We start from the raw sequence: 25,384 nt of genomic DNA on the forward strand, positions 1-25,384 counted from the left end.
TGCGTTTAAAGCCTCGGAAAAGGGCCGGCAGTCTTGCTGTACACTGCCATGCTTGTGATCGCCTAAACGCAGTTATCTGCTTAAAATCAGATAGTTAATCCGATTTGGCAAATTCCGGGCTTAAGGGCGCCAATAAAAATGCGGCCCTTAGACCGCACTGACTAACGGCTTAGCCTTAGCTTTTCTTAAAGACGATGGTCTCGTGGTTGCCACTGAGGCTGAAGTCCTCGCGGCTGTCGCCGCTGCCAACGGCCAATACCGCCTTATTGTCGATGGCCACTACATCCTGACCACCTACCCACCAGTTATTGGTCAGGCCGTGGTTGCCTTGGCCCAGGTAAAGCCGGGTCTTGGCACCGCTGTAGGTGGTGACGTCAACGGCGTAGAAGAAGTTGAGCTCGCTCGGCGGCGGGCTGCCACCCCCGTCAGGGGCATAACTGTTCTTGGCGCCCCCGGTATCTTTAACCCATTGTGAAGCCACCTGGCTGCTGCTCTTGCGGCCGCAGTTAATGGACAGCAACCATTTGGGAGCCTTGTGGGTAATGGAAGCGGGCTGGTCGCCATCCTGGCCGGAGGTGATCACCAGGGAGTTGGGGACGTAGTTGACGATTTGGAAGTCAGCTGCGTCCAGAGTGACGTTGTTCTCGTGCTTCTTGCTCATGAGGAACTCCTTGTTCTAGACAATCCATGCCCCTGAGGCGGGGCGGCTAAAGTCTAGGCAGTGCGGGGTTCCTTGCCGGTTGCTTGCGGCCTTTTTTGAAAAACTGCGATCGGCTTTCCATTCCGCTGGGTCAAAACTGGCGCAACTGTTCCCGGCGGCACACCCTATGCTTTATGGCCACAGCATCCACAGCTGCAACACCAATACTGGCAGCATCAACAGCAGCCCTACCCAGCACAGGCGGTTAGCCCAGGGATTCAGGGCGGGATAGCGCCAGGCAAAGACCGGGGCCACCGGCAGGTAGAGCACCAGTATGCCCAGCCCCCAAGCCCATTGGCGGCGACCAAGGGCGGTGGTCATCAGTGCCAACCAGGCCATCAGGGTCAGGGCCAATCCCAGGCTGGTCAGGGCGATCAGCGCCATCATCAACCAGGGGTGGTGGTATAGGTACGTCAGGGTTGCTTCCATTGCCGCTCCTGCCCCAAGGGGCCATCAAGTCCTTGCCAGTGTGACCTTTTCTGCCAAGTATTGGCAAATCCTCTACTTTCGTTGTCACAGATCCCGAGGGCCTTTCGTCTTAGATGCAAACACAGGGGGACAATGTGGCCACCGGCTTTGCCCAGACCGTCGACATCAGGACGCTACTCGATGCCATAAAGGGCCAGCGGCATGCCCAGCATCAGTTGTACCAGCAGTTCTACGGCCCTGTAATGCGACTGGCCATGGCCATGATGAGTAACGGGGAAGAGGCAAAGGACCTGGTGCAGGACGCTTTTATCAAAGCCTTTGCCCAGTTGGCCAACCTGCAGGAGCCTCAGCGCTTTGGCGCCTGGCTCAAGGCCCTGACGGTTAACCTGGCCCTGGACAGGCTGCGCCGCCAGAAAAAGGCCCAGCCCCTGGACGATGAGTTCCTGGTACCGGATTGGGACGGCGGCACCCAGGCCTTGGCCAGCCTGGCCGATGTGGAAGCCCTGCTGCTGACCTTGGGGCAACTGGACCGCAGCCTGGTTTGGCTACATGCGGTAGAGGGCTACGAGCACAGCGAACTGGCCGGGCTCTTTGCAATGAAAGAAGCAGCGGTACGGCAGCGTTACCGGCGGGCCCTGGCCAAGTTGGCCCAGGGTGCCCAGAAGCGAGGTTGGCAAGATGCAAGCTGAACAACGATTTGAAGCCGAGCTCAAGCAGCGGCTTGGCCTGTTGGCCCCGCCGGATCCTGACCCGGTTTTGTGGCAAAACATTGCGGCGGCGAGCCCTGCCCGGCGCCGCTATTGGCCCTGGCTGGGCACGGCTGCGGCCCTGGTGTTGGCAGCCGTGGTGATGCTGCCAAGGACCGAAGCGCCCCTGGCTAATGAAGCCGGCCCTTACGAACTCCAGGCCCAGGACAGGCAACTGCAACTGGCCTATTTGAACGACGCGTCCCCGGCCGAATTGGACCGGCTCTGGCAGGCACGTCAGCAACTGACACTGGACATGGCCAAAGGCCATAGGGAGACCAAATGAACAAGAGCCTAGTAGCGCTGGCCTTGCTGGCCCTGGTGCCGACAGTCCAGGCCGCCGATGACAACGAGCAACTGGCCCGTGAAAAAGCGCGGGCGGCGGTGATGGCAGCCGAAGACGGCAACCTCAAACACCGTATCCTGGAAGAGCCGTCTCGCCGTTACTACGACTGGGGCGCTGTCCTGAACAAAGACTTCCAAGTGATGGCCTTGACCCCAGGGTCCGACGCCGCCCTGATGGGGGTGAAGAAGCAGGACAAGATCCTCTCCATCAACGGCAAGCTCACCGAGCGCCGGGACTTGAAAGAAGTACTGGCACAGCTGAATGACCTGGACGAAGGGGATTTCATCAATGTGTTGGTAAGCCGGGGGGATGACAAGCTGACCTTGTCGAGCAAGGTGCACGTGCAGGTGATGCCGGCCTGGCGCCTGGAGATCCAACCCAACTCGTCCGAACCCAAAGAAGCGACCGCCCAGGGAAGCTGTGGCCGGGTCTCGGTGTTCTTCACCCCACCCCAGGCCCGGGATCTCTACCCTGCCTATGTAAACAAGATTGACGGGGAGGGGGTATTGCGGACCCGTGACACCTTCAAGCTGACCCCGGGGGAACATAGCATCGAACTCCATGAGCTGATCCAGGACTTTCGCCTGACCCGCCGTGGCGGTGGACTGCAAATGGCCAAGCCCATCAAGCTGCAGGTGGAAGCCAACACCGTCTACTACATGGCAGCCAAGTTCATTCCCGAGAAGCGTTTCGACACCTTCAAAGACGGCTTCTGGGAGCCTGTAGTGTGGAAGGTAGCACCCAAGACCTGCGACTGAAGCTCGTCCTAAACGAAAGGTGGCCCCAGGCCGCCTTTTGCTTTTCTTTTGCCCCGGCCCCAGGCAAGGTAAGGCCAGGAAGGACAAAAAATTAACATCTATGCAATTTATCGACGTTATCGACAATGCCCTGCCCGATGCCCTATGTGATGCCTTGCTGGCTCGTTTTGCCGAAGAGCCGGCGGTGGCGCCGGGGCAGACCGGGGCCGGGGTAGACCAGAGCAAGAAGCGCAGCAGGGACATTACCCTGGACCGTTACCCTCATTGGCGTGACATGCACCAGGCCATATTGACCCAGACCTACCCCCACATCCGTAACTACCTGGACAAGCACTTCATGCTGCTGATGGGGGCCGTGTCACCCCAGGTACTGCACCCCGAAACCGGGGAAGCGGTTACCCTGACCCCGGGCAATTACCGGGAGGTAGGGCAACCCAACCTGGACGCCCTGGTGCAGCATTTTTATCGCTGCGGCTATATCAATATGCAGCACTACGAGCAGCAGCTGGGGGGCTATCCCCATTGGCACTCGGAGGTCTTCCCCCAAGCGCCCCACAATGAGCCCCTGCACCGAGTGCTGCTGTGGATGTATTACCTTAATGATGTGGAAGAGGGCGGTGAAACCGAGTTCTTCTACCAGCGCCATAGGGTCCAGCCCAAGAAAGGGCGCATGGTGATAGCACCGGCCGGCTTTACCCACACCCACAGGGGCAATGCCCCCTTGTCGGGGGACAAATACATACTGACGTCCTGGGTGATGTTCAACAGGGCTGAACAGCTCTACGGAGCCAAGGGGGGCCAATGAAACCTGCAGCCATGGGCAAGCTTTGCCTGGTGGGGTTGTTGACGGTGCAGCTGTCTGGTTGTGGCTTGCTGCTGCACCCGGAGCGCCAGGGCCAAAAGGGTGGGCGCATCGATCCGGCCGTGGCCATTTTTGACGCTGCCGGCCTGCTGCTGTTTCTGATCCCGGGCCTGGTGGCCTTCGGGGTCGATTTTTATCACGGCACTATTTACCTGCCCGGCACCGCCGCCACAGGCCCCAGGGTACTGAAAATGGATGACCCCAGCCTGGAAGGCATCAGCCGTTTGCTGGAGCGTGAAACGGGGCAGAAGCTGGACCTGCGCCAGGCCCAGGTCAGCCGTTATGAGGCAAAAGACAGAACCCTGTTGCTGGCCAGGCTGGCGAGCAGCCCTGGCCCCCAGCCCCAGTTGGCACCTTGAAAAAAGCCGGGCAATGCCCGGCTTTTTTATCAGCGATTGATCATCAACTTGGGGTGAGCCAAGGCAGCCAGTACCGGGTAGCGCTTACGGACCCAGCCATAAAGGCTCCAGCCCAGCAGCAGGCCGCAGGCCAAACCACCCAGGTGGGCCATGTAGGCCACGCCCTGGCTGCCGGTGGCCATGCCAAAGACATTGATGCCTACCCAGATCAGGAAAAAGCCCCAGGGTGGCAGCTTCTTCTGGAAAATCACCAGCATGAAGGTCAGGCTGGCATGACGGAACCACAGCAGGTACATGCCGAAGAGGCCGGCTATGGCCCCTGAGGCGCCAATGACCGGAATGCTGGAATCGGGCTCTATACCAGCCTGGGCCAGGGCGGCCACCAGGCCACACAACAGGTATAGGCCCAAGAAGCGCCAATGGCCCAGGGCATCCTCCAGGTTGTCGCCGGTCAACCACAGGAAATACATGTTGCCCAGCAGGTGCAGCCAGCTACCGTGCAGGAACTGGCTGCTGACCAGGGCGCTCAAGTGCTCGCCGTGGCTTATTTCGTTGGGGATCAAGGCTTCGCCGTAGAGCAACTCCGCCACATCGGGAGAATAGATGCCGGCAACAAAGAGCAGCGAGTTGACCAGCACCAGCAGCCAAGTCACCCAAGGCCGGGTCTTGGGCTTGATGTTGTATTCCACCGGCATCTGGGTCAGGAACTGGAACACCCAGCTTTTCCAACTGAGTTTGGCGTTAAGGGACTGCAAATGCTGGTGCAGCTGGCTGGCGTTGTGGGTTTCGGCCAGTTCGTGCTTTTCTATCCACAGGCCGTGGCCCTGGGTGCAGGCCTCCACTTCCACTTCATAGCCGGGCAGCAGATGATACCTGTCCATGGCCTTGCCGCAGTCGGGGCAAGGCAGCTCGGTACGGCCCAGGTGGCTGCCCAGGTGGCTTTCCACCTCCACCTGTTCGTAGTCGTCGTCGGCGGCGGCCAGGGCCTGGTCCAGTTCGCCTTTTTCAAACCAAAGGCCGCCACAGAGGCGGCACAGATCCACTTCTTCGCCATGATAACGGGTGGGTTGCAGGGACTGGGTGCGGCAATGGGGGCAGGCTTTGAGGGTCATCAGTCTACGTCCACACCGGCTTTTTTCAGGTCCAGCTTGAGCTGACCTATGTCGTCAGCCATGTCCTTGAGGGTGCTCTTTTCGACGGCGTCGGTCTTTTCCCTGAGCAGGTTGATGTAGAAATGGACGCCGTAGGTACGCTGCTCACCCTTGCTGATGATGTCCTGGATCTCGGCATAATAGCGGCGCACCCCGGACAGGAACTGGCTGGGGGTCTGCAAGGTATTGGGGTTGTAGCGCATGGCGTCCCACACGTAGAACTGCAGCTGCGGGTGGTAGCGGTCCAGGTGGTAGGGCTTTTCCTTCTCCAGGGTGGCGGTGTAATCGCGGATCACCTGGATGTTGTCGGCCAGTTCGTCGTGCAGGGAGCGGCGCAGGTAATAGTTGTTCTGCTGGTCGTCGAGATCGTCGAAGGCAATGGCCTGGGCCAGCCCTTGCTGGGCCGCCAGGTAGACCCCCATGACGGTGGCGATCAGCATGAAGACCTGCCCTACCCAGAAGCCAGTCTTGGTGAGTTCAGAATTATCGAACCTGGGCCTGCGGCTCGGCCGGAAACTTACGTCCTTGTCCATCTACAACGACTCCTGGTGGCGGAGCGCAGATGGTAGCGATTAACGCAATCTAAGGCAAAGGCAGCCAAGGCTGGTGGCTTTGGGCATAATGGGCCCTTAGACGCACAGCAAGCCGGTAAGGCCGGCCCAGGGGAGCAGCAAATGTCTCAGTACCAATACGACCTTTTCGTTATCGGCGCCGGCTCTGGCGGTGTCAGGGCCAGCCGCATGGCGGCGGCCACCGGTGCGCGGGTGGCCGTGGCCGAAGGCAGTGCCATGGGCGGTACCTGCGTCAACCTGGGCTGTATCCCCAAGAAGCTCTATGCCTATGCCGCCGAGTACGGCCACGGTTTTGAAGAGGCCAGGGGCTTTGGCTGGCAATCCGAGCGCCCGGGCTTTGACTGGCAACAGCTCAAGGCCAACAGAGCCAAGGAAATAAGCCGCCTCAACGGCATCTACGACGGCCTGATGGACGGCGCCAAGGTCACCGTTTACCGCGACTTTGCCACCATCAAAGGTGCTCACACCGTGACCGTGGCCGGCACCGACATCAGTGCCGAGCGCATCCTGGTAGCTGTGGGTGGCTGGCCCTTCGTGCCGGACATCGCCGGCAAGGAACACGCCATCACCTCTAACGAGATCTTCGACCTGGCCAGCTTTCCCCAGCGCCTGGCGGTAGTGGGGGGCGGCTATATCGCCTCCGAATTTGCCTCCATCTTCAAGGGCCTGGGCAGCCAGGTGGTGCAGATCTACCGCCGCGACCAACTGCTGCGGGGCTTTGATCAGGACGTGCGCAGTTTCGTCACCAGCGAGATGGCCAAAGACGGCATCGAGTTCCGCTTCAACAACAATGTCACCGCCATCGAGAAAACCACCACCGGCCTGCTGCTGCAGCTGGAAGACGGCGAGCAGCTGGAAGTAGACCAGGTGCTCTTTGCCACGGGCCGGGTGCCCCGCACCCAGAACCTGGGCCTGGAGGCGGCCGGTGTGGCCCTCAACGACGCCGGTGCCATCAAGGTGGATGAACGCTTCCAGACCAGCGTGCCCAGCATCTATGCCCTGGGGGACGTGATAGACCGCTTCCAGCTGACTCCGGTGGCCCTGGCCGAAGCCATGACCCTGGTCAACCAGCTGTTTGGGGACGCCAGCCGCACCATGGACTATGAACACATCCCCACCGCCGTCTTCACCCACCCCAATATCGGTACCGTCGGCCTCACCGAAGCCGAGGCCCGGGCCAAGTACGGGGAAGTGGTGATTTTCAAGTCCGAATTCCGGGCCCTTAAGCACACCCTGTCGGGCAGCCAGGAACGCACCCTGATGAAGCTGGTGGTGGACAAGGCCTCAGACCGGGTGCTGGGCCTGCACATGGTGGGGGCCGAGGCCGGGGAGATCACCCAAGGCTTTGCGGTGGCCCTCAAGGCCGGCGCCACCAAGGCGGTGTTCGACGCCACCATCGGCATCCACCCCACCGCCGCCGAGGAATTCGTCACCATGCGCACGCCGGTGAAAGCGTAAAGATTTATGTCGATTTGTCATGGTTTTTTTAAACTGAGGTAAAGTAGGCTCCAACCCTTTAAGGAGGCACGGATGAACGTCTTTACCTTTATTACCGTAGTCGTGGTGGCCAGCCTGGCGGCCGGGCTTGTCAAAGCCTGGATGCAGCACCGGCATGCCACCCCCAAGGCAGATCCCAAACTGGACCAGGAACTGGCCGAGCTGAAGGCGCGGGTGGCGGCACTGGAACGTATCGTCACCGACAGCGAATTCCAGCTGAAGAAGGATTTCGAGAAACTCTAAGGGGGACCTGCGCCCCCTTGACCTTGATTTCCTCGGCCCTGGCCCAATCTTCACAGGATTAGGAGCAAGAGAAATCATCATGTCGAACCCGCTGCTGGACAACGCCGTCCTCCCCCCTTTCAGTGCCATCAAGGCCGAGCACATCAAGCCCGCCATAGAAGTACTGCTGGCCGATTGCCGCCAGGCCGTGGAAACCGTAGTGGCCAGCACCGCCGAACCCAGCTGGCAGAGCCTGATTGAGCCCCTGGAAGAAACCAACGACCGCCTGGCCAAGGCCTGGTCGCCGGTGTCCCACCTCAATTCGGTGATGAGCAACCCCCAGTGGCGCGCCGCCTACGAGTCCTGCCTGCCGCTGCTCAGCGAGTTCTCCACCTGGGTCGGCCAGCATCAGGGCCTCTTTGCCGCTTACAAGAAGCTGGCGGACAGCCCCGCCTTTGCCGTCCTCACCGAGGCCCAGCAAAAGGCCATCAACAACACCCTGCGCGACTTCCACCTGTCCGGTGTCGATCTGCCGGCGCAGCAAAAAGCCCGCTTCGGCGAGATCAAAAGCCGGCTGTCGGAGCTGGGCTCCAAATATTCCAACAACCTGCTGGACGCCACCCAAGCCTGGCAAAAGCACGTCACCGAGGAAGCGGCCCTGGCCGGCCTGCCGGAGGATGCCAAAGCCATGCTGGCGGAGATTGCCCAGGGTAAGGGTAAGGACGGCTGGCTGCTGACCCTGGACATCCCCGTCTACCTGGCGGTGATGACCTACGCCCAGGACCGTGCCCTGCGTGAAGAGATGTACCAGGCCTACTGCACCCGCGCCTCCGACCAGGGGGACCCGCAGTTCGACAACAGCGCCCTGATGGACGAAACCCTGGCCCTGCGCCATGAGCTGGCCCAACTGCTGGGTTTTGGCAACTATGCCGAACTGAGCCTGGCCACCAAAATGGCCGAAAGCACCGACCAGGTGCTGGGCTTTTTGGGGGATCTGGCCCGCCGCTCCCAGGCCCAGGGCCAGGCCGACCTGGACGAACTCAAGCGCTTTGCCGCCGCCAAGGGCTGTGACGACTTCCAGTCCTGGGACCAAGCCTTCTACGCCGAACAGCTCAAGGAAGCCCGCTACGCGGTCAGCGACGAGAAGCTCAAACCCTACTTCCCCGAGACCAAAGTGGTGCCCGGCTTGTTCGCCGTGGTGCACAAGCTGTTCGGTATCGACATCCAGGAGCGCAAGGGCCTGGATCTCTACCACCCGGAAGTGCGCTTTTTCGAGATCCACAAGGGCGGCCAGCACCTGGGCAGCTTCTACCTGGACCTGTACGCCCGTGAAGGCAAAAGGGGCGGCGCCTGGATGGACGACTGCCGGGGCAGCCGCCACCTGCCGGACGGCTCTCGCCAAAAGCCGGTGGCCTACCTCACCTGTAACTTCTCCCGCCCGGTGGGGGGCAAGCCGGCCCTGTTCACCCACGACGAGGTGATCACCCTGTTCCACGAGTTCGGCCATGGCCTGCACCACATGCTGACCCGTATCGAGGTGGCCGAGGTAGCCGGTATCAACGGCGTGCCCTGGGACGCCGTCGAGCTGCCCAGCCAGTTCCTGGAAAACTGGTGCTGGGCCCCCGAGGCCCTGGCCATCATCTCCGGCCACGTGGACAGCGGCGAACCCCTGCCCCAGGCCCTGCTGGACAACCTGCTGGCGGCCCGAAATTTCCAAAGCGCTATGCAGATGCTGCGGCAGCTGGAATTTGCCCTGTTCGATTTTCGCCTGCACAAGGAATTCGACCCGGCCCAGGGCGCCCATATCCAGGCCGTGCTGGACCAGGTGCGCGCCCAGGTGGCGGTCAGCAAGCCCCCGGCCTACAACCGCTTCCAGCACGGCTTTAGCCACATCTTTGCTGGCGGCTATGCGGCGGGTTACTACTCCTACAAATGGGCCGAGGTGCTGAGCGCCGACGCCTTCGGTCGCTTCGAGGAAGAAGGGGTATTTAACGCCCAGACCGGCCAGGCCTTCCTGGACTGCATCCTCAGCCAAGGGGGCGCCAAGGAACCCATGGCCCTGTTCAAGGCCTTTCGTGGCCGCGAGCCGTCGGTGGAGCCGCTGCTGCGCCACAGTGGGATCGCTGCCTGATGCGTGAGCCCTTTCAAAAGATCTGGGCCCGGGCGGCGGCGCGTAAGGGCGGCGACGCCGCCCTTGAAGCCCTGCTGCGGCCACCGGCTCACTTTGGCGACCTGGCTGACCTGACCGATGACCGGCTGCTGGCGGCTTTTACCAAGCAGATTTTCCAGAGCGGCTTTGTCTGGCGGGTGGTGGAGCAGAAATGGCCGGACTTCGAGGCGGTGTTCTTCGGTTTCGATATCGAGAAAATGCTACTGCTACCGGATGAGGTCTGGGAGCAAAAATCCCAGGACCCACGCATTATCCGCAACGCCACCAAAGTGATGACCATACGCCAGAACGCCCAAATGCTGGCGGACCTGGCCGAACAGCACGGCAGCGCCGCCAACTGGCTTCGGGCCTGGCCCAAGGACAACCTGGTGGGCCTGTGGCAGTACCTGAAAAAACACGGCAGCCGCCTGGGGGGCAATACCGGCCCTGTGGCATTGCGTCGGGTGGGATTGGACTGCTTCCTGCTGAGCCAAGACGTGGAGCACTACCTCAAGCACTGCGCCATCTTCGACGGCAGCGCCGGCAGCCAAAGATCCCTGGCCGCCATCCAAGACGCATTCAACGCCTGGCAGGGCGAGTCGGGCCGCAGCTTTAACGAAATCAGCCAAACCATCGGCTTTTCGGTGGGGGACAACAGGCCCAATTAAGGGCCTGCTCCCTTGAGGAACCGCACATGTCTTTTACGTCTTTGGATGACCTGAAAAGGGCCCTGGAACAGGACCCCGGCCACATCGACTTTGCCGATGTCATCGCCCTGGTGGATGCCCAGTTCAGCTTTACCGCCACCGCCTTTGCAAACGGTGAGCTGCAAAACGCCGCTGGCCAGAACAACGGTTCATGCAAACTGCTGGCCCTTGGTCAGTACCTTGCGTTGGACAAGGACCAGACCCTGGCCCTGTTCGGCCATTACTACCGTGACGAGGTGCTGGGTAACCCCGATGGCAGCGACCACGGCAATATCCGCAACTTTATGCGCACCGGTCATGCCGGCGTCGCCTTTGCCCAGTTCCCGCTGCTGGCCAAGGCATAGTCGTCCCTGAAGGGGTGGTTGGCGGCCACCTTGGCCAACACCGCGTCATCCAGCCCCTGGCTGGTGTCCAGGTAGCTCATGCCCTGGTAGTCCATGCCCAGGTAGCCGAAGGTCAGCCGGAAGGGCTCTTCAAAGCAGGGCGGCGGCACCTGGGCACCGCCGCTGGCGATCACCCCGGCCGCCTTGCCTCTTAACCGACGCCCCATGGTTTTGTGATGGGTCAGCAGGTCGGTGATACGGTCCAAAAAGACTTTCATCTGGCCGCTCATGCTGTACCAGTACAAAGGGCTGGCCAGCAGGATACGGTCGTACTGCAAGAGTTTGTCCATCAGCGGCAGGAAATCGTCGCCGGTACCGTTGCCCCTGTAGTCGAAGGGGCGGATCAGGTAGTCATTTAGGTTCAGGACGCGAAAGCCGATGGCTTCGGCCAGGGTGGCGGTGTAGCCGTTGCCTCGGGCACTGCCCAGCAGGGTGATGGTGTTCATTGACGCTCCTTTTCGCTAGCAGGGCAGGCTATTGCGGGCCTTGGATATTGACCCGCCAGGGGGGATTGAGCCGGTTGTCGCCGGCCCAGAACAGTTTGATCCTGTTACCGGATGGGTCCTGCAATACCGCTTCTCGCCACAGGTAGGGTTTGTCTTCAGGGTCTTGTTCAAAGGCGATGCCCTTGGCTTTCAGCTGTGCCACCTGGGCATCCAGAACCACGCATTCAAAATAGATGACGGCGCCATTGGCGCAGGGCGTGCTGTGCTCCACCAGTGAAAAACTGGCCTCTCCCTGGGGGCAGGCGAAGCGGGCGTAATGGGGGCTGTCGACGATCTGGGTAAAGCCAAGGGCCAGGTAGAAACGGTTGGCTTGGGCAAGATCGCGGACCGGCAGGGTGACTTGGTTGAGGTTCATGGGCACTCCTTGGCTTGGCCTCAGTAATAACAGGGGCGCTGGGCCGGGTCGTGGTCGATGTTTTGGATCTGCTCCAGCCTCAGGCCCTCTGTCACCTGCAGCGCTAGCAGGGTATCCAGGGTCGCGTTGAGGTCAGGCACAGTAATGCTCTGGTGCTCAAGGTCGGGTGCTGTCATGGCGCCGCTCACTTTCTATAGTGATTACTTTATTTAATTTGGCGTGCTTTGCTAGCTTTGTAAAGCTAATGGTTTATTTATTGATTGATCCCGTTGTGGCCAGGCGGGCAGGGCAGTAGACTTGCCCGGCCCAGTAGGAGAAGACCATGGCCGTGCCCCTTATCTGCGAGAGTCCTGAACGTGAGCCCCACGCCGAGCAGCTGCGCCAGCGCTACGGCTTTGGCCGCGACCTTGGCGACGCTCCCTGTGTGCTGGTGCTAACCGAGGCCCGCCTGGAACTGCGTAAAACCGACGAACCCAAGCTGGGGGCCATCTTTGTCGACTTTGTGGAGGGGGCGGCGGCGCACCGGCGCAAGTTCGGGGGTGGCCGGGGCCAGGCCATCGCCAAGGCGGTGGGCCTGAAGAAGGGTGCCAACCCCTCGGTGATCGACGGCACCGCCGGCCTGGGGCGGGACGCCTTCGTGCTGGCCACCCTGGGCTGCACCGTGACCCTGGTGGAGCGCCACCCGGCGGTGGCGGCGCTGCTGGCGGATGGCCTGGAACGGGCCAAAGACAGCGAGGTGGCCGACATCATCGGGCGCATGACCTTGCATCATGGTCCTTCCGTGGAGTTGTTGCCGGCCTTGCAGGCGGACGTGGTTTACCTGGACCCCATGTACCCGCACCGGGAAAAGTCGGCCCTGGTGAAAAAGGAGATGCGCATCTTCCAGACCCTGGTGGGAGCGGATCTCGATGCCGACGCCCTGCTGGCGGCCGCCAAAGCCGCTGCCAAGTACAAGGTGGTGGTAAAAAGGCCCGACTATGCCGAGCCTTTGGCGGGGGTGAAGCCGGCCTCCTCGGTGCCTACCAAGAAGAACCGCTTCGATATCTACCCTATTTGAGGTTCAGGCTCAGATCGTCGGTCAACACCAGCCAGCGGCTGCCGTCCCAACGCACTTCGCCATTGAGGGGGGAGGCCAGGGCCACCTCGGCCTGGGGGCTGACGGCGATCAGGTAAAAGCCGCTGTCGTCCTTGAGCTTTTCACATTTGAGTACCTGTTGGTCGGCGCCGAAGCCGCGCTGGTCGGCGTCGCTGCCCAAGGCGCGTTGGTCGGCATCGCTGCCAAGGGCGCGGCCATCGGCGGCGCTGCCAAAGCCTCTTTTATCCGCCTCGCTGCCCAGTTCCCGCTTGTCCGCTTCGCTGCCAAAGCCCCGTTTGCCGGCGTCGTCGCCAAAGGCGCGGTCAGCGGTGTCGGCGCCAAAACCCCGTTTGTCCGCGTCGTCTCCGAAGGCCCTTTTGTCGGCGCCGCTGCCAAAGGCCCGCTGGTCGCTGTTGGCACCCAGGTCCCGCTGATCGGCACCGCTGCCAAACCCCCGTTTGTCCTCGCTGGCCCCAAAGCCCCTTTCATCCTGCCGGGCGCCAAGGCTGCGGGAAGGGACGCAGCTGCTGGGAATGGCAAACCAGTGCTTGCCGATGCGAAGCTTGGGCTCGGCCTGGGCCGCCCCGGCCAGCAATAGGCTGGCCAGGGCCAAATGCAATGGCTTCATGGCTTGTCCTCAGAAGGGGTAGGCGGATATCCACAGGGCCCAGCCGTACCAGTGTTTTTCGCTCTTGGAGCCGCTGCTCCAGGAGGCGGTCCAGTACATACGCTCGAAGGCCACCGAGGTGACGCCGTTGCGGGCCGCCGCCAGCTTGTCTTCGGGAACCTGCACCATGTAGGAGCGGGCGCCGGGGCCGTGGGCACTGGCGATACCCTGGTTGAACAGCAGCACCCCATACAGGGGTTCGCTCAGGCCCTGCTGGTAGATACGGACCTTGCGGGCGCCATTGGCCAGGGCGTTGTTGTAGTTTTCCAACAGCTTGTCGTCGCTGGCAAAGGCGGTGCTGTTTTTCCAGCCGTAGATGTCAAAGGGGGTGGTAAAGCGCTTGCCTCCTTCCAGGGTGAAGCTGCCGTCTTCGGCGACGATCTTCAGATCCCGGTTGGCCACCACACCGCCGGGCACTTTCACCGGGGCCCAGTTGGTGGTGTCGTAAACGGCGGGCTCGCTGGCCGAGCCGGCCGCCAACAGGACGAAGAGCGCGCTAGCGCACAGGGATGCCAGGGTTTTCCATAGGTTCATGGGATAGCTCCATCAGGTACAGGGATAGGGGGTGTGCCAGCAGCACCGCCAACAGCAGGGCGGCCAGGTCCAGCCAGTCAAAGGTGCCGGGCAGCCAGCCCGGCCTTTGCGCCAGTTCGGCGCTGGCGGCCACCAGCAGCGCGAGCCAGGGGCGGTGCTGGCCCAGCAGCACCAAGGTGGCGGCCAGGGCAAAGGCCCAGCAGAAATCCGCCAGGCTGGGGCTGAGCAGGGGCAACCAGGGTAGGGCCAGTTGGTGGCGTAAATCGGCCAAGGCCGCGCCTAAGGTGGGCCAGTGCCCTGCCAACCAGATCTCAAACAGGGTGGTGGGCCGCCAGCACAGATAGCAAAGAACCCCCAGCAGCAAAGGCAGGGCGATAAGCCATAGGCCGAGGCGCAGACGTGACAGGAACGAAGCCATCCGGTGGACTCTTAATATTTATGTTGCAATTGTAATTGCAATGTTGCGCTTGGCAAATGGCAATGGCGGTGCCGACTGAATGACATGGGCGCCGCGCTGGCAGCCAGGTGGGGCCTGGGGTAGGCTGGACTCAATTTCATGTTAAGGAGAAACCCATGATCCAGGTAGGTGACAAGATCCCCGCTGCCGGCGTGCAGCAACGCGTCGACGGCCAAACCGTCGAGGTGCAGACCCAGGCCTTCTTCGCCGGCAAAAAAGTGGTGCTGTTTGCGGTACCAGGTGCCTTTACCCCCACCTGTTCCGAAGCCCACCTGCCCGGTTACGTGGTGCTGGCGGACCAGTTCCAGGCCAAGGGCGTGGACGCCATCGTCTGCCTGTCGGTGAACGACGCTTTCGTGATGGACGCCTGGGGCAAGGCCCAAAACGCGGAGGCCATCGCCATGTGGGGCGACGGCGACGCCAGCTTCACCCAGGCTCTTGGCCTGGACATGGACACCGGCGCCTTCGGCGGTATCCGTTCCCGCCGCTACGCCATGGTGGTGGAAGACGGCACCGTCACCCTGCTTAACGTCGAGCCTCCCAAGACCTTTGAAGGCTCCAAGGCCGAAGTGGTACTGGCGGCACTCTGATGGCTCAATTGCAATCCTGGTGGCGCAGCCTCTATGGCGCCATGACCCAGTGGCTAGGCGAAGGCTGGCTGGTGGATGTGCTGGTGATCATCACCCTGACCCTGCTGGTTACCCTGCTATGGCGGATTTTGGCCAAGCGCCTGCTGGGGCTGGTCAACCGCTCCGCCTCCACCTGGGACGACATGCTCTGGGACAGCCTCAATGGGCCCATCAACTGGCTGATCCTGCTGGTGGGTGTGTCCATGGTCGCCGAGACCGTGGCCAGCCGTATCGATTCCGAGCTGGCCCAGTACCTGCCGACCCTGCGTCAGGTGCTGATGGAGTGCCTGCTGGCCTGGAGTGCCTGGCGCCTGACCAACGGCGGCGAGAAGGAGTTCGTGCACCGTGGCCGCGACGTCACCACGGTGCAGGCGGTGGGCAAGCTGCTCAAGGCCACCATCATCGTCATCTTCCTGCTGACGGTGTTCCAGAGCCTGGGGGTCAACATCTCCGGTATCCTGGCCCTGGGCGGCGTCGGCGGCCTGGTGGTGGGTATGGCCGCCAAGGATCTGCTGGCCAACTTCTTCGGGTCCCTGGTGGTCTACTTCGACAAGCCGTTCAAGGTGGGGGACTGGATCCGCAGCCCCGACCGGCAAATCGAAGGCACAGTGGAGCGCATCGGCTTTCGGGTAACCCAGATCCGCACCTTCGACCAGCGGCCCCTGTACGTGCCCAACTCGGTGTTTACCCAGATCTCGGTGGAAAACCCCTCAAGGATGCTCAACCGCCGCATCAACGAGACCATAGGTATCCGTTACCAGGATGCCGGTAAAATGGGCGAAGTGGTGGCGAAAGTGAAGGAGATGCTGCAACAGCACCCGGATATCGACCAGAACCGGACGCTGATGGTGAACTTCAACGCCTTTGGCCCCTCCAGCCTGGATTTTTTTATCTACACCTTTACCAAGACCACGGTCTGGGCCGAGTACCACCAGGTGAAACAGGACGTGATGCTGAAAATCATCAACATCATCCACGAACTGGGGGCGGACTGTGCCTTCCCAACCCAAACCCTGCACATCGAGTCCCTGCCGGAGGGGATTGGCCGGCCGGACCCAGGGGCCGGAGCACCCGCCCAATCCTGATGAAAAGACCGGCCAGCTGGCCGGTCTTTTATTTCATAAAATCGAACGTATTAAAGGCTTTTTTGCCATTGTCGTGGCCGTTTCAGAACGATAGCTTAGGACTATCTCAGACAGCTTAGCGAGTCACTACCATGAAAATCATTGCCTTCGGTGCCAGCAACAGCGCCGCTTCCATCAACAAAGCCCTGGCCACCTACACTGCCGGTCTAGTCGCAAACGCCGAGGTCAAGGTGTTGGATATCCGCGACTATGACGTGCCCATGTTCAGCCAGGACCTGGAAAAGGAAATTGGCCAGGCCGAAGGGGCCAAGCAATTCCTGGCCGATCTGGCCCAGGCCGACGCCTTCGTGATCTCCTACGCCGAGCACAATGGTCACTACCCGGCCGCCTACAAGAACCTCTTTGACTGGGCCACCCGTATCGAGCGCAACCTGTTCCAGGAAAAACCGGCTCTTTACCTGGCCACGTCCCCCGGCCCGGGTGGCGCCAAGTCGGTGCTGGCGGCAGCCCAGGCCTCTGCCCCTTTCTTCGGTGGCAACGTCAAGGCAGCGGTGTCGGTACCCAGCTTCTTCGACAACTTCGACATGGCCACCGGCCAGGTGACCAATGCCCAAGTGGCTGCCGAACTGGAAGCCGCCGTCGCCCAGCTCAGCGCCTAAGGTCTCAAGCACTGGACCTGTCGAAAAAACCACCTCCAAGAGGTGGTTTTTTATGGCCCCGGCTTGTGTAGACTAGCGCCCCTGAATGAGAGGGGAGCCCATGGCCCAGTTTGACGTTGTGATCATTGGCGCCGGCGCCGCCGGTTTGATGTGCGCCGCCCAGGCCGGTTACCGGGGCCGCAAGGTACTGGTGCTGGATCATGCCAAACAGGCGGGCAAGAAGATCCTGATCAGCGGCGGTGGCCGCTGTAACTTCACCAACCTCCATGCCAGCCCGGCCAACTACCTGTGCCGCAACCCCCACTTCGTGAAATCAGCCCTGGCCCGTTTTAGCCAGCACGATTTTATCGAGCTGGTGGACCGCCACGGCATCGCCTATCACGAAAAGACCTTGGGCCAGCTGTTTTGCGACGACTCGGCCAAGGACATAGTGCAGCTGCTGCTCACCGAGTGCGACTGGGCCGGGGTTACGGTGCGGCTGAAAAGCCAGGTCAGCGATATCGCCAAGACCGCCAGCGGTTTCAGCCTCAAGGCCAACGGCGAGGCCATCAGTTGTGAAAGCCTGGTGGTGGCCTGTGGCGGCCTGTCCATGCCCAAGCTGTGCGCCACTCCCCTTGGCTACCAGATAGCCCAGCAATTTGGCCTCAAGGTACTGCCCACCCGGGCCGGCCTGGTGCCCTTTACCCTGGACAAGCCCGACCTGGACCGCTTTGTGGACCTGGCCGGGGTGTCCCTGCCGGTGTCGGCCCGCAGCGAGGACGGCACCCTGTTCAAGGAAGCCCTGCTCTTTACCCACAGGGGCCTGTCGGGCCCGGCCATCTTGCAGATCTCCAGTTTCTGGCAGCCGGGGCAAGACGTCACCCTCAACCTGCTGCCGGACCTGGATCTGGAGCAGGCCCTTGGCCAGATGGCGGCCAAACACCCCAACCAGGCCCTGAAAACGGCCCTGGCCCGGCTACTGCCCAAGCGGTTGGTGGAGATCCTCGCCGAACATGGGGCGATAGAAGGGGATTTACCGCTAAAAGCCCTGGATGCCGGGCGTATGAAAAAGCTGGTCAGCGCCCTGGCGCAATTCCGGGTCCATCCCAACGGCACCGAAGGCTACCGCACCGCCGAAGTGACCCTGGGAGGGGTGGATACCGACCAGCTGTCTTCCAAGACCTTTGAAGCCAAGGACGTACCCGGCCTCTACTTTATCGGCGAAGTGATGGACGTGACCGGCTGGCTGGGGGGCTACAACTTCCAGTGGGCCTGGAGCTCGGGCTGGGCCGCCGGCCAGGCGGTATAACGGCAAAGCCCGCTGGCGCGGGCTTTTTTATAGCTGCCACGGACCTGGGCCACGGCTGAATGCTCAAGGAACAGGCCCTGTGGGGTCAGTCGCCAAAACCGGCCAGGACCAGCTTGCCGATAGTGGCGTTGCTTTCGATAAGGGCGTGGGCCTTTTTAAGGTTTGTGGCACTGATGGTACCCAAAACCTCGGCCAGGGTGGTCTGCAACTGGCCTTTATCCACCATGGCGGCCACCTGGGTCAGCAGCTGGTGCTGCCTTTGTAGGTCATCGGTTGCAAACATGGGGCGGGTAAACATCAGTTCCCAGTGCAGCGACAGGCTTTTGCGCTTGAGCTTGCGCACGTCAATCAGCTCGGGGTCGTCAATAAGCGCCAGCTTACCCTGGGGTTTGAGGGCCTCGATGATGGCGTCGAAGTGATGGTCGGTCTGGTTAAGGCTCACCACAAAATCCACCTGCTCGAAGCCGGCGGCTTGCAGGGCTTGGTCCAGGGGCTGGCGGTGGTCGATAACGGCGTCGGCCCCCAGCGACAACACCCACTCTTGGCTTTGCGGCCGCGAGGCGGTGCCAATCACGGTGAGCCCGGTAAGGGTCTTGGCCAGCTGCACCAAAATCGAGCCCACGCCGCCGGCCGCGCCGACCACCAGCAGGGTTTTGCCCAGGGTGTCGCGCTTATCAAGCTCCAGGCGGTCAAACAGCAGCTCCCAGGCGGTAATGGCGGTCAGGGGCATGGCTGCGGCTTCGCCGTCACCAAGATTTTGGGGGGCGAGGGCGGCAATGCGCTCGTCCACCAGCTGAAACTCGGCATTGGAGCCGGGGCGGGTGATGTCGCCGGCGTACCAGACCCGGTCACCGGCTTTAAAGCGCGTGACCCGGCTACCGATGGCATCGACCACGCCCACGGCGTCAAAACCGAGGATGCGCGGCTCGCCGGGCTCTGGCTGCGCGCCGGCGCGCACTTTTACGTCCACCGGGTTAACCGACACGGCGCTGACGGCCACCCGAATATCATGGGGGCCGGGGGCGGGCATTGGCAGCTCCATCTCTTGCAGGGCGTTGGCATCGCTGATGGGCAGGCTTTGGGTAAAGGCAATGGCTTTCATGGGGTAGGTTCCTGTGGCGGTAAGTGTCCCCAGCATGCCTAAGGGGTTTTTCTTAAAAAAGCGGGTAAACTCGGTAACAGTTTCGCCTGGAATTTGAAAATCATGGTGCGATTGGACGACCTGCAAGTGCTGGTACTGGCCGCCGAGCAAGGCAGCTTGTCGGCGGCAGCGCGGGAGCTGGACATCACCCCGGCGGTGGCCAGCGCCGCCGTCAAACGGCTGGAAGATGCCCTTGGCCTGCGACTTTTAGTGCGCTCGACCCGCAGCCTGCGGCCCACCCCGGAGGGCTCCCATTATCTGGTGCATGCCAAGGCGGCCCTGGCGGCCTTGCAGCAAGGCCAGCAAGAGCTGAGCCGTGGCCGCCAACAGGTGGCGGGGGAATTAACCCTGTCCATGCCCTCCGATCTGGGCCGCAACCTGCTGCTGGGCTGGCTCGACGCCTTTATGGCCCGCCACCCGGCCCTTAAGCTGCGGCTCAGGGTCAGTGACCGCATCAGCGACTTGTTTCGCCAACCGGTAGACGTGGCGTTGCGTTACGGGGTGCCGGAAGACTCCAGCCTGGTGGCGCTGCCCTTGGATACCAGCAATAAGCGCCTGCTGGTGGCCTCGCCGGCCTACATTGCCCGCCATGGCGCCCCCCAGAACCCGGCCGAGCTCAAAGATCACAACTGCCTGCGCTTTGTGCTGGGAGACAGGGTGTACGAGCAATGGCTGTTTGGCAGCGACAAGGTCAAGGTCAGCGGCAACAGGGTCAGTGACGACGCCGAGTGTGTGCGCCGCTGGGCCATCAGCGGCCAGGGCATCGCCTATAAATCGGCCTTGGATGTCAGCGCCGACATCGCCGCCGGCCGCCTCAAACCCTTGCTGGAAGGCTGGCCCACCGAGCCGACCCCCCTTTACCTGGTATGCCCGCACCGGCTCTCCATCACCCCGGCGGTGGTGGCCTTGAAAGACTTTTTGAGCCAGCAGATCAAGCAGTACCGGCAATAAAAAAGCCCCGCATCAGCGGGGCTTTGCACCACTTCACCACCTCCATCTGGGTCAGGAGGGTGAGGTTGTCCTCGATATGCCAGTTCTCTTTGATAACGCCATCTGCCACCCGGTAGATATCGGTAGCAATAAAATCAATGGCTTGGCCTTTACCCTGCACCCCGTTGAACTGGCCGGAGAAATGGCCGGTAAAGTGAAGGTGCGCCACCACCCGGTCTGCCACTACCAGCATCTGCTCGACGGTGCAGTTTAGGTCAGGCACAGCCTGGCGAAACCCTTGCGAGGCGGCCAAGGGCCCGGCTATGCCCTGCGCCCGGTGTGGGGGCAGGGTGCGGTCCATAAAATCAGGGGCCAGGGTTTTAAGGGCCAAGGTTTTGTCGCCGGTGGCCCAGAAGGTGTCGTAGCGCCGCGCCGCCAGCACTGCTGCGTCTGCCACCGCTTTGGGCAGGCTGCTGTCCACCATCAGTTGCTGTGGCTTGACTAGTTCCTCGGCAGCCAGGGCCCCAGAGGAGAGAGCCAAGGCGGCAAGGGATGCCAGCGCCAGGGCTTTACCGGCCATGATGGGTGCCCTCAAGGTTACCGGTACCCAGGGCCGGGTAATCGGTGTAACCCCTGGCGTCACCGCCAAACAGCGTGCTGGGATCTGTTACCTCGGCCAGGGGCTGGCCTTGCTGGAGCCTGGCTGGCAAGTCGGGGTTGGCGATGAACTTGCGGCCAAAGGCCACCAGATCCACCAAGCCGCTTTCTATCAAGGCGGCGCCCGACTCGGCGCTGTAGTTACCGGCCACAATCACCGGGCCACTGAAGGCGGCGCGAAAGGCGTGGCGAAAATCTTCAGAGACGGTAGGAGCGTCGTCCCAGTCGGCTTCTGCCAGGTGCATGTAGGCGATGCCCAGCTTGTCGAAGGCGTGGCCCAGGGCCAGGATGGCGTCGATAGCCTCTGGGTCGTCCATGCCCCTTTGGGTGATAAAGGGCGCCAGGCGGATGGCGGTGCGCTCCGGGCCTATGGCGCCGCTGATGGCTTCAACCACTTCCCGGGCAAAGCGGATGCGGTTTTCCAAGGGGCCACCGTATTGGTCCTGGCGGTGGTTGGAGCTGCGCCGCAGGAACTGGTCCACCAGATAGCCGTTGCCGCCGTGTACCTCGACGCCGTCAAAGCCGGCTTCTATGGCATTCAAAGCGGCCTGGCGGTAATCGGCCACCACCTGCGCCACCTCATCGGTGCCAAGGGCCCGAGGCTCGGGGCAGTCCAGCATCCGGCCCTCGCCATCGTCCCCCACTATCCACACCTGGGATTGCGGCGCGATGGCCGACGGCGCCACCGGCTTGCCGTCCGGGTGCAGCGAACCGTGGGACATCCGCCCCACATGCCACAGCTGCAAGAAGATGCGGCCACCGGCCTCATGCACGGCGCGGGTAACCAGTTGCCAGCCGGCAATTTGCGCCTGGCTGTAAATACCGGGGGTAAAGGAATAGCCCTTACCCTGGGGCGAGATTTGCGAGGCCTCGGTCACTATCAGCCCGGCGGAGGCCCGCTGGGCATAGTATTGGGCCATCAGGGCGGTGGGAATGTCCCCCGGTTGGGCCGAGCGGGCACGGGTCATGGGGGCCATGACAATACGACTGGGCAGACGTAGCGCCCTTTTGTCGAGCGGTGTAAACAGCGTGGATAGGCTCATGATGGGCTCCAAAAATGGTGTTGCCCACAGGCTAAGTTCTGTTGCTGACCTGAACAATTGGCGCCAATATGAAATCAATCTTCAGAAAAGCTAAAGAGTATGGACAAGCTTGGCGATATGGACCTCTTCGTGAGGGTGGTAAAAAACAAGGGCTTGGCAGCAGCCGGCCGGGAAGTGGGCTTGTCCCCTGCCAGCATGAGCGCCCGCATCAAAGGCCTGGAAGACCGCTACGGGGTGCGGCTGCTGATCCGCTCCACCCGCCGCATTACCCTCACCGACGAGGGGCGGCGCTTTTTTGAAGACTGTGTGCGGGTGCTAGACGCCATCGACGAAACCGAGTCGCGGCTGGTGAGCGCCAGCCAGGCCCTGAGCGGCCAGCTGCGGGTGACCACCACCGCCGACCTTGGCCAGCAGCACATTGCGCCGCTGCTGGACCGCTTTCAGCAGCGCCACCCTGGGGTCAGCGTTTATCTGCACCTGGGGGATGGCCTGGTCAACATCATCGAAGACGGCTTTGATCTCGGTGTCCGCTATGGCCTGCCGGGCGACAGCCGTCTTATCAGCCGCCGCCTGGCCCGCAGCCGCCGGGTGCTGTGCGCGGCCCCGGCCTACCTGGCAACACAGGGCACCCCCCGCCACCCGGACGACCTTCGCCAGCATCGTTGCCTGGTGATGGTGCGTAGCGCCGAGCCCCTGGCCACCTGGCACTTCAACAGCCCTGGCGGCCCGGTGTCGGTGCCCATCACCCCGGCGCGCCTGGCCAGCGACGGCGCCCTGGTGCGGCGCTGGGCCGTGGAAGGGGCCGGTATTGCCATGAAATCTTACTGGGACGTGGCCGCCGACCTCGCCGCCGGCCGCCTGGTAACGGTGCTGGACGACTGCGCCCTGGATTTTGAGAAAAAGGGCGTGGACGGCGGCGCCGATATCCAGCTGCTATACCCCAGCCGCGACTACCTGCCGCAGCGCAGCCGCCGCTTTATGGACGAGCTGGTGCACTATTTCGACGCCCTGCAAAAGGGCCAATAAAAAGCCCCGCATCGGCGGGGCTTTTTCATGGATTGGCCTTAGAAGAAGCTGGCTTTGAATTCGACACCGACGATGCGCGGGTCGTTGACGAAGCCGGTCAGGTTGTTGAAGTCGATACCACCGGTACGGCTCTCGTCGTTGGTGATATTGCGCCCGTAGGCCGCCACTTCGTAGTCTCTGTCGCCGCTGCTCCAGCGGTAGCCGGCCCGCAGGCCCCCTTCCAGCAGGTATTTGTCCTGGTATTCCCGGGACTCATAGAGGAAGAAGGAGATCTTGGAGCGGTAGGCCCAGTCGGTGTAGACGAACAGTTCCCCTTGGGCCAGGGGGTAGCTGTAGCTGGCGGTGATATTGGCAATCCACTTGGGGGCATGGGGCAGGGCGTTGCCGTCGATCAGCGCCAGGCCGTCGCTGTTCAGGGGATCGGTGACGGTACAGCCGCTGTGGCAGGCGTCGATGGCCAGATCGTCGTCTTGGATCTCGGTGTTGTTGTAGCTGACCCCGGCGGTGAGCAGCAGGTTACGGGTCACCGCAAACTGGCTGTCCAGCTCGAAGCCGTAACCCACCGACTTGTCGGCGTTGATGATGCGGTTGAAGTTGGCGCCGCCGCCGACGGCGGTCAGCTGCTGGTCGTCCACCTGGTAGTAGAAGGTGGCGAAGTTGACCCTGCCCCTGTTGTCCAGCACGTCGGCTTTGACCCCGAATTCGATGCTGTGCAGGGTTTCGGAGTCGGCCACGGTGATCTCATCGCCAAACAGCAAGCGGCCCTGGATGGACGGTGCCCGGTAACCCTTGGCCAGGCGGCCGTAGAAGTTGATGTCGTCATTTAGGCTGTAGACACCGCTCAGATCCCAGCTCAACTGGGAGTCGGAGGGGTTGGCATGGAGGCGCGCTGTGGGGCCGACACCGTCTGCCGAGTTCGGTGACAGCAGCCGCTGTGCCACGTAATCCTTCTTGTCGTGGCTGTAACGCAGGCCGGCGATGACCTTGAAGTCGTCACTGAGGTCGTAATCGGCGGAGCCGAATACCGCCCAGGACTTGGCGTCCTGTTCCTGGTAGGCGTAGCCATTTTCGACGCCGTTACCGTCATAGTTGAAGCTGTCGATATTCAAGGACTCGTCGAAATAGAACAACCCTAGCTGGTAGTCCAGGGCCCCCAGCTCGTTGCTGGACAGGCGCAGCTCCTGGGTCCATTGGCTGTGGTCGGGCAGGCCGTCGGCGGACTCGGAGGTAAAGGGGATAAAGCCCGGGCCCATGGTGGGCAGGTAAGAGGCGCCATAGCCGCCATCGATATCGCCCCGGGAGAACACCTCGGCACTCTCGTAGCCGGTGATAGAGGTTAGGGTGTAGTCCCCCAGGTTGTATTCGAGCTTGATGCTGCCGCCGCGGCTGGACAGATCCTGGGTGGCACGGGCGGCTGCGTCCTGGTAGACGGTGTCGCGGTCGAAGCCGTCCACGAAGTCATCACTGCCGACCTTGACGATGTTGGCCCTGAACACCCTGGGGGTGCCGTCCAGCTCCCGGAAGTGGGCGTTGAACAGGGCGCTGAAATCCTCGCTGGGTTCCCACAGCAGTTGCAGGCGGCCGGCCTGGTCGTGGTAGCCCTCCAGCTGATCATTTTTTTCAAAGCCGGGAGCCTTGTTATCCACCCAGTCGTCCCGGCGCTGGTCCAGCAGCGACAGCCGCGCCGACAGGGTGTCGGTGAGGGCGCCGCCTACGGCCCCTTCCAGGTTGATGGTGTCGTAGGTGCCGTAGGAGGCGCTCAGGTAGCCGTCAAAGGCCTGGCTGGGCTTTTTGGAGTCGAACTTGACGATACCGGCGGTGGTGTTGCGGCCAAACAAGGACCCTTGGGGCCCGCGCAGCACTTCCACCCGGTCGGTGTCGAACACCGGGAAGCCTTTGAGGATGGGGTTTTCCTGCACCACGTCGTCGAAGATCAGCGACACCGGCTGGGAGGCGTTAAGGTCGAAGTCGGTATTACCCAGGCCGCGGATATAAAAGCGCGGGAAGGTACGACCGAAGGAAGACTCTATGGTCAGGCTGGGCACCCGGGCCGACATGAAACGCACGTCCTGGCCGGCGGCGGCCAGGGCCTGGAGGGCGTCACCCTTGAGGGCGGTGATGGACACCGGCACTTCCTGGGCGTTTTCCACCCGCTTTTGCGCGGTCACCAGGATTTTTTCCAGTTTGGCGTCATCGTCGTCTTCGGTGTTGTCGGCAGCAAAGGCCAGGGAGCTGGTAGCCAGCAGCGCAGCCTGGATGCTCCACAGCAGCTTGGATTGGCGGAAAGTCATATGCGATACCCGTATTGGTGTTTGTTGGGGGAGACGGGCGGCCCTTCTTATGGGGTGAAAGCCTGGCCGTCGCACGCACTCTATGCGCCAGGTTATCCAGGTGAAAGGCAAATGTTGCCAAACTGTGACCAAATGCCCGCGATGAGCGGTAATGAAGTAG

Annotated in this window: 31 protein-coding genes; 17 read left to right on the forward strand and 14 right to left on the reverse strand. The window is 62.0% G+C overall.

Features of this window, described 5'->3' with window-relative positions; all coding sequences use genetic code 11:
• Positions 1-175: 175 nt before the first annotated feature.
• Entirely contained in the window at positions 176-661 is a 486-nt protein-coding gene (locus tag B3C1_RS01255; RefSeq protein WP_008482367.1) for a hypothetical protein, read from the reverse strand.
• A 171-nt stretch (positions 662-832) separates the two neighbouring features.
• Entirely contained in the window at positions 833-1,129 is a 297-nt protein-coding gene (locus tag B3C1_RS01260; protein ID WP_008482370.1) for a hypothetical protein, read from the reverse strand.
• A 113-nt stretch (positions 1,130-1,242) separates the two neighbouring features.
• On the opposite strand from B3C1_RS01260, the gene B3C1_RS01265 reads away from it, so the two are divergent.
• The 5 genes from B3C1_RS01265 (at position 1,243) to B3C1_RS20510 (ending at position 4,200) form a co-directional block, all read left to right on the forward strand.
• A complete protein-coding gene (locus tag B3C1_RS01265; RefSeq protein WP_008482371.1) occupies positions 1,243-1,818 on the forward strand; it encodes an RNA polymerase sigma factor in 576 nt (191 codons plus the stop codon).
• Positions 1,808-2,161, forward strand: coding sequence for a hypothetical protein (locus B3C1_RS01270; protein WP_008482372.1), 354 nt, complete (start codon positions 1,808-1,810; stop codon positions 2,159-2,161). Before B3C1_RS01265 ends, B3C1_RS01270 begins: the two co-directional genes overlap by 11 nt.
• A complete protein-coding gene (locus B3C1_RS01275; protein ID WP_008482373.1) occupies positions 2,158-2,979 on the forward strand; it encodes a PDZ domain-containing protein in 822 nt (273 codons plus the stop codon). Before B3C1_RS01270 ends, B3C1_RS01275 begins: the two co-directional genes overlap by 4 nt.
• A 100-nt stretch (positions 2,980-3,079) precedes the next feature.
• The gene (locus B3C1_RS01280) at positions 3,080-3,784 is read left to right on the forward strand and encodes a 2OG-Fe(II) oxygenase (protein ID WP_008482374.1); all 705 of its coding nucleotides are present in this window, start codon (positions 3,080-3,082) and stop codon (positions 3,782-3,784) included.
• On the forward strand, positions 3,781-4,200 hold the full coding sequence (locus B3C1_RS20510; RefSeq protein ID WP_008482375.1) for a hypothetical protein: 420 nt from the start codon (positions 3,781-3,783) through the stop codon (positions 4,198-4,200). Before B3C1_RS01280 ends, B3C1_RS20510 begins: the two co-directional genes overlap by 4 nt.
• A 29-nt stretch (positions 4,201-4,229) precedes the next feature.
• On the opposite strand, the gene B3C1_RS01290 is transcribed toward B3C1_RS20510, so the two are convergent.
• The gene (locus B3C1_RS01290; RefSeq protein ID WP_008482376.1) at positions 4,230-5,312 is read right to left on the reverse strand and encodes a rhomboid family intramembrane serine protease; all 1,083 of its coding nucleotides are present in this window, start codon (positions 5,310-5,312) and stop codon (positions 4,230-4,232) included.
• On the reverse strand, positions 5,312-5,884 hold the full coding sequence (locus B3C1_RS01295) for a hypothetical protein (protein ID WP_008482378.1): 573 nt from the start codon (positions 5,882-5,884) through the stop codon (positions 5,312-5,314). Before B3C1_RS01295 ends, B3C1_RS01290 begins: the two co-directional genes overlap by 1 nt.
• 141 nt (positions 5,885-6,025) lie before the next feature.
• Between B3C1_RS01295 and gorA the strand changes: the two genes are divergently transcribed.
• The 5 genes from gorA (at position 6,026) to B3C1_RS01320 (ending at position 10,842) form a co-directional block, all read left to right on the forward strand.
• Positions 6,026-7,381, forward strand: a complete 1,356-nt coding sequence (gorA, locus tag B3C1_RS01300; protein WP_008482380.1) for a glutathione-disulfide reductase — start codon at positions 6,026-6,028, stop codon at positions 7,379-7,381.
• Between the two features lie 72 nt (positions 7,382-7,453).
• Positions 7,454-7,663, forward strand: a complete 210-nt coding sequence (locus B3C1_RS01305; RefSeq protein WP_008482381.1) for a hypothetical protein — start codon at positions 7,454-7,456, stop codon at positions 7,661-7,663.
• A gap of 79 nt (positions 7,664-7,742) precedes the next feature.
• Positions 7,743-9,773 (forward strand): oligopeptidase A, encoded by a 2,031-nt coding sequence (gene prlC, locus B3C1_RS01310; protein WP_008482382.1) that lies wholly within the window; start codon positions 7,743-7,745, stop codon positions 9,771-9,773.
• The gene (locus tag B3C1_RS01315; protein WP_008482383.1) at positions 9,773-10,459 is read left to right on the forward strand and encodes a DNA-3-methyladenine glycosylase I; all 687 of its coding nucleotides are present in this window, start codon (positions 9,773-9,775) and stop codon (positions 10,457-10,459) included. Before prlC ends, B3C1_RS01315 begins: the two co-directional genes overlap by 1 nt.
• Positions 10,460-10,485: 26 nt before the next feature.
• On the forward strand, positions 10,486-10,842 hold the full coding sequence (locus B3C1_RS01320; RefSeq protein WP_008482384.1) for a HopJ type III effector protein: 357 nt from the start codon (positions 10,486-10,488) through the stop codon (positions 10,840-10,842).
• Here the strand turns inward: B3C1_RS01320 and B3C1_RS01325 are convergent.
• From B3C1_RS01325 to B3C1_RS20070, 3 genes are read right to left on the reverse strand one after another with little or no spacing between them, the layout of a single operon-like run.
• On the reverse strand, positions 10,794-11,327 hold the full coding sequence (locus B3C1_RS01325) for a flavodoxin family protein (protein WP_008482385.1): 534 nt from the start codon (positions 11,325-11,327) through the stop codon (positions 10,794-10,796). The two genes, B3C1_RS01320 and B3C1_RS01325, sit on opposite strands and share 49 nt — an antisense overlap.
• A gap of 28 nt (positions 11,328-11,355) precedes the next feature.
• Positions 11,356-11,742, reverse strand: coding sequence for a VOC family protein (locus B3C1_RS01330; RefSeq protein ID WP_008482387.1), 387 nt, complete (start codon positions 11,740-11,742; stop codon positions 11,356-11,358).
• A 20-nt stretch (positions 11,743-11,762) separates the two neighbouring features.
• On the reverse strand, positions 11,763-11,918 hold the full coding sequence (locus tag B3C1_RS20070) for a hypothetical protein (RefSeq protein WP_156804417.1): 156 nt from the start codon (positions 11,916-11,918) through the stop codon (positions 11,763-11,765).
• 146 nt (positions 11,919-12,064) lie between these two features.
• Here B3C1_RS20070 and B3C1_RS01335 point away from each other — a divergent pair, with 146 nt between their 5' ends.
• Positions 12,065-12,799, forward strand: coding sequence for a class I SAM-dependent methyltransferase (locus B3C1_RS01335; RefSeq protein ID WP_008482388.1), 735 nt, complete (start codon positions 12,065-12,067; stop codon positions 12,797-12,799).
• Here the strand turns inward: B3C1_RS01335 and B3C1_RS01340 are convergent.
• From B3C1_RS01340 to B3C1_RS01350, 3 genes are read right to left on the reverse strand one after another with little or no spacing between them, the layout of a single operon-like run.
• A complete protein-coding gene (locus B3C1_RS01340; RefSeq protein WP_008482389.1) occupies positions 12,792-13,445 on the reverse strand; it encodes a hypothetical protein in 654 nt (217 codons plus the stop codon). The two genes, B3C1_RS01335 and B3C1_RS01340, sit on opposite strands and share 8 nt — an antisense overlap.
• A gap of 9 nt (positions 13,446-13,454) precedes the next feature.
• Positions 13,455-14,018 carry a hypothetical protein gene (locus B3C1_RS01345; RefSeq protein ID WP_008482390.1) on the reverse strand — a complete coding sequence of 188 codons (564 nt, stop codon included), beginning with the start codon at positions 14,016-14,018 and terminating at the stop codon, positions 13,455-13,457.
• Entirely contained in the window at positions 13,981-14,436 is a 456-nt protein-coding gene (locus B3C1_RS01350; RefSeq protein ID WP_008482391.1) for a hypothetical protein, read from the reverse strand. The genes B3C1_RS01345 and B3C1_RS01350 overlap by 38 nt, the downstream gene beginning before the upstream one ends.
• A gap of 155 nt (positions 14,437-14,591) precedes the next feature.
• Here B3C1_RS01350 and B3C1_RS01355 point away from each other — a divergent pair, with 155 nt between their 5' ends.
• From B3C1_RS01355 to B3C1_RS01370, 4 genes are all read left to right on the forward strand, one after another.
• Positions 14,592-15,065: a peroxiredoxin gene (locus tag B3C1_RS01355; protein WP_008482392.1), complete on the forward strand. Its 474-nt coding sequence runs from the start codon at positions 14,592-14,594 to the stop codon at positions 15,063-15,065.
• A complete protein-coding gene (locus tag B3C1_RS01360) occupies positions 15,065-16,189 on the forward strand; it encodes a mechanosensitive ion channel family protein (protein WP_008482393.1) in 1,125 nt (374 codons plus the stop codon). The genes B3C1_RS01355 and B3C1_RS01360 overlap by 1 nt, the downstream gene beginning before the upstream one ends.
• A 131-nt stretch (positions 16,190-16,320) precedes the next feature.
• Complete coding sequence (locus tag B3C1_RS01365; protein ID WP_008482395.1) at positions 16,321-16,848, forward strand: NADPH-dependent FMN reductase; 528 nt, start codon at positions 16,321-16,323, stop codon at positions 16,846-16,848.
• Between the two features lie 100 nt (positions 16,849-16,948).
• Entirely contained in the window at positions 16,949-18,136 is a 1,188-nt protein-coding gene (locus B3C1_RS01370) for a BaiN/RdsA family NAD(P)/FAD-dependent oxidoreductase (RefSeq protein ID WP_008482397.1), read from the forward strand.
• A gap of 85 nt (positions 18,137-18,221) precedes the next feature.
• Here B3C1_RS01370 and B3C1_RS01375 read toward each other — a convergent pair whose 3' ends face one another.
• Positions 18,222-19,238: a zinc-binding alcohol dehydrogenase family protein gene (locus tag B3C1_RS01375; protein ID WP_008482398.1), complete on the reverse strand. Its 1,017-nt coding sequence runs from the start codon at positions 19,236-19,238 to the stop codon at positions 18,222-18,224.
• 102 nt (positions 19,239-19,340) lie between these two features.
• Between B3C1_RS01375 and B3C1_RS01380 the strand changes: the two genes are divergently transcribed.
• Positions 19,341-20,228, forward strand: a complete 888-nt coding sequence (locus B3C1_RS01380; RefSeq protein ID WP_008482399.1) for a LysR family transcriptional regulator — start codon at positions 19,341-19,343, stop codon at positions 20,226-20,228.
• On the opposite strand, the gene B3C1_RS01385 is transcribed toward B3C1_RS01380, so the two are convergent.
• Both B3C1_RS01385 and B3C1_RS01390 read right to left on the reverse strand, forming a co-directional pair.
• Positions 20,209-20,787: an ester cyclase gene (locus tag B3C1_RS01385; protein WP_008482400.1), complete on the reverse strand. Its 579-nt coding sequence runs from the start codon at positions 20,785-20,787 to the stop codon at positions 20,209-20,211. The two genes, B3C1_RS01380 and B3C1_RS01385, sit on opposite strands and share 20 nt — an antisense overlap.
• On the reverse strand, positions 20,777-21,907 hold the full coding sequence (locus tag B3C1_RS01390; protein ID WP_051012864.1) for an alkene reductase: 1,131 nt from the start codon (positions 21,905-21,907) through the stop codon (positions 20,777-20,779). The genes B3C1_RS01385 and B3C1_RS01390 overlap by 11 nt, the downstream gene beginning before the upstream one ends.
• Positions 21,908-22,024: 117 nt before the next feature.
• On the opposite strand from B3C1_RS01390, the gene B3C1_RS01395 reads away from it, so the two are divergent.
• Positions 22,025-22,933 (forward strand): LysR family transcriptional regulator, encoded by a 909-nt coding sequence (locus B3C1_RS01395; protein WP_336391100.1) that lies wholly within the window; start codon positions 22,025-22,027, stop codon positions 22,931-22,933.
• A 38-nt stretch (positions 22,934-22,971) separates the two neighbouring features.
• Here the strand turns inward: B3C1_RS01395 and B3C1_RS01400 are convergent, their stop codons facing one another.
• Complete coding sequence (locus tag B3C1_RS01400) at positions 22,972-25,224, reverse strand: TonB-dependent receptor (protein WP_008482403.1); 2,253 nt, start codon at positions 25,222-25,224, stop codon at positions 22,972-22,974.
• Positions 25,225-25,384: the final 160 nt, after the last annotated feature.

Source organism: Gallaecimonas xiamenensis 3-C-1 (assembly GCF_000299915.1).
In the GTDB taxonomy this organism is placed as follows: domain Bacteria; phylum Pseudomonadota; class Gammaproteobacteria; order Enterobacterales; family Gallaecimonadaceae; genus Gallaecimonas; species Gallaecimonas xiamenensis.

What these genes read in the sequence shown, in the direction of transcription:
- B3C1_RS01260 (WP_008482370.1), bottom strand. Translation starts at nt 1,129, where the DNA reads ATGGAAGCAACCCTGACGTACCTATACCACCACCCCTGGTTGATGATG.
- B3C1_RS01290 (WP_008482376.1), bottom strand. Translation starts at nt 5,312, where the DNA reads ATGACCCTCAAAGCCTGCCCCCATTGCCGCACCCAGTCCCTGCAACCC.
- B3C1_RS01315 (WP_008482383.1), top strand. Translation starts at nt 9,773, where the DNA reads ATGCGTGAGCCCTTTCAAAAGATCTGGGCCCGGGCGGCGGCGCGTAAG.
- gorA (WP_008482380.1), top strand. Translation starts at nt 6,026, where the DNA reads ATGTCTCAGTACCAATACGACCTTTTCGTTATCGGCGCCGGCTCTGGC.
- B3C1_RS01280 (WP_008482374.1), top strand. Translation starts at nt 3,080, where the DNA reads ATGCAATTTATCGACGTTATCGACAATGCCCTGCCCGATGCCCTATGT.
- B3C1_RS01360 (WP_008482393.1), top strand. Translation starts at nt 15,065, where the DNA reads ATGGCTCAATTGCAATCCTGGTGGCGCAGCCTCTATGGCGCCATGACC.
- B3C1_RS01295 (WP_008482378.1), bottom strand. Translation starts at nt 5,884, where the DNA reads ATGGACAAGGACGTAAGTTTCCGGCCGAGCCGCAGGCCCAGGTTCGAT.
- B3C1_RS20070 (WP_156804417.1), bottom strand. Translation starts at nt 11,918, where the DNA reads ATGACAGCACCCGACCTTGAGCACCAGAGCATTACTGTGCCTGACCTC.
- B3C1_RS20510 (WP_008482375.1), top strand. Translation starts at nt 3,781, where the DNA reads ATGAAACCTGCAGCCATGGGCAAGCTTTGCCTGGTGGGGTTGTTGACG.
- B3C1_RS01365 (WP_008482395.1), top strand. Translation starts at nt 16,321, where the DNA reads ATGAAAATCATTGCCTTCGGTGCCAGCAACAGCGCCGCTTCCATCAAC.
- B3C1_RS01375 (WP_008482398.1), bottom strand. Translation starts at nt 19,238, where the DNA reads ATGAAAGCCATTGCCTTTACCCAAAGCCTGCCCATCAGCGATGCCAAC.
- B3C1_RS01385 (WP_008482400.1), bottom strand. Translation starts at nt 20,787, where the DNA reads ATGGCCGGTAAAGCCCTGGCGCTGGCATCCCTTGCCGCCTTGGCTCTC.
- B3C1_RS01370 (WP_008482397.1), top strand. Translation starts at nt 16,949, where the DNA reads ATGGCCCAGTTTGACGTTGTGATCATTGGCGCCGGCGCCGCCGGTTTG.
- B3C1_RS01390 (WP_051012864.1), bottom strand. Translation starts at nt 21,907, where the DNA reads ATGAGCCTATCCACGCTGTTTACACCGCTCGACAAAAGGGCGCTACGT.
- B3C1_RS01340 (WP_008482389.1), bottom strand. Translation starts at nt 13,445, where the DNA reads ATGAAGCCATTGCATTTGGCCCTGGCCAGCCTATTGCTGGCCGGGGCG.
- B3C1_RS01275 (WP_008482373.1), top strand. Translation starts at nt 2,158, where the DNA reads ATGAACAAGAGCCTAGTAGCGCTGGCCTTGCTGGCCCTGGTGCCGACA.
- B3C1_RS01395 (WP_336391100.1), top strand. Translation starts at nt 22,025, where the DNA reads ATGGACCTCTTCGTGAGGGTGGTAAAAAACAAGGGCTTGGCAGCAGCC.
- B3C1_RS01330 (WP_008482387.1), bottom strand. Translation starts at nt 11,742, where the DNA reads ATGAACCTCAACCAAGTCACCCTGCCGGTCCGCGATCTTGCCCAAGCC.
- B3C1_RS01355 (WP_008482392.1), top strand. Translation starts at nt 14,592, where the DNA reads ATGATCCAGGTAGGTGACAAGATCCCCGCTGCCGGCGTGCAGCAACGC.
- B3C1_RS01380 (WP_008482399.1), top strand. Translation starts at nt 19,341, where the DNA reads ATGGTGCGATTGGACGACCTGCAAGTGCTGGTACTGGCCGCCGAGCAA.
- prlC (WP_008482382.1), top strand. Translation starts at nt 7,743, where the DNA reads ATGTCGAACCCGCTGCTGGACAACGCCGTCCTCCCCCCTTTCAGTGCC.
- B3C1_RS01320 (WP_008482384.1), top strand. Translation starts at nt 10,486, where the DNA reads ATGTCTTTTACGTCTTTGGATGACCTGAAAAGGGCCCTGGAACAGGAC.
- B3C1_RS01265 (WP_008482371.1), top strand. Translation starts at nt 1,243, where the DNA reads ATGCAAACACAGGGGGACAATGTGGCCACCGGCTTTGCCCAGACCGTC.
- B3C1_RS01325 (WP_008482385.1), bottom strand. Translation starts at nt 11,327, where the DNA reads ATGAACACCATCACCCTGCTGGGCAGTGCCCGAGGCAACGGCTACACC.
- B3C1_RS01345 (WP_008482390.1), bottom strand. Translation starts at nt 14,018, where the DNA reads ATGAACCTATGGAAAACCCTGGCATCCCTGTGCGCTAGCGCGCTCTTC.
- B3C1_RS01335 (WP_008482388.1), top strand. Translation starts at nt 12,065, where the DNA reads ATGGCCGTGCCCCTTATCTGCGAGAGTCCTGAACGTGAGCCCCACGCC.
- B3C1_RS01270 (WP_008482372.1), top strand. Translation starts at nt 1,808, where the DNA reads ATGCAAGCTGAACAACGATTTGAAGCCGAGCTCAAGCAGCGGCTTGGC.
- B3C1_RS01400 (WP_008482403.1), bottom strand. Translation starts at nt 25,224, where the DNA reads ATGACTTTCCGCCAATCCAAGCTGCTGTGGAGCATCCAGGCTGCGCTG.
- B3C1_RS01255 (WP_008482367.1), bottom strand. Translation starts at nt 661, where the DNA reads ATGAGCAAGAAGCACGAGAACAACGTCACTCTGGACGCAGCTGACTTC.
- B3C1_RS01305 (WP_008482381.1), top strand. Translation starts at nt 7,454, where the DNA reads ATGAACGTCTTTACCTTTATTACCGTAGTCGTGGTGGCCAGCCTGGCG.
- B3C1_RS01350 (WP_008482391.1), bottom strand. Translation starts at nt 14,436, where the DNA reads ATGGCTTCGTTCCTGTCACGTCTGCGCCTCGGCCTATGGCTTATCGCC.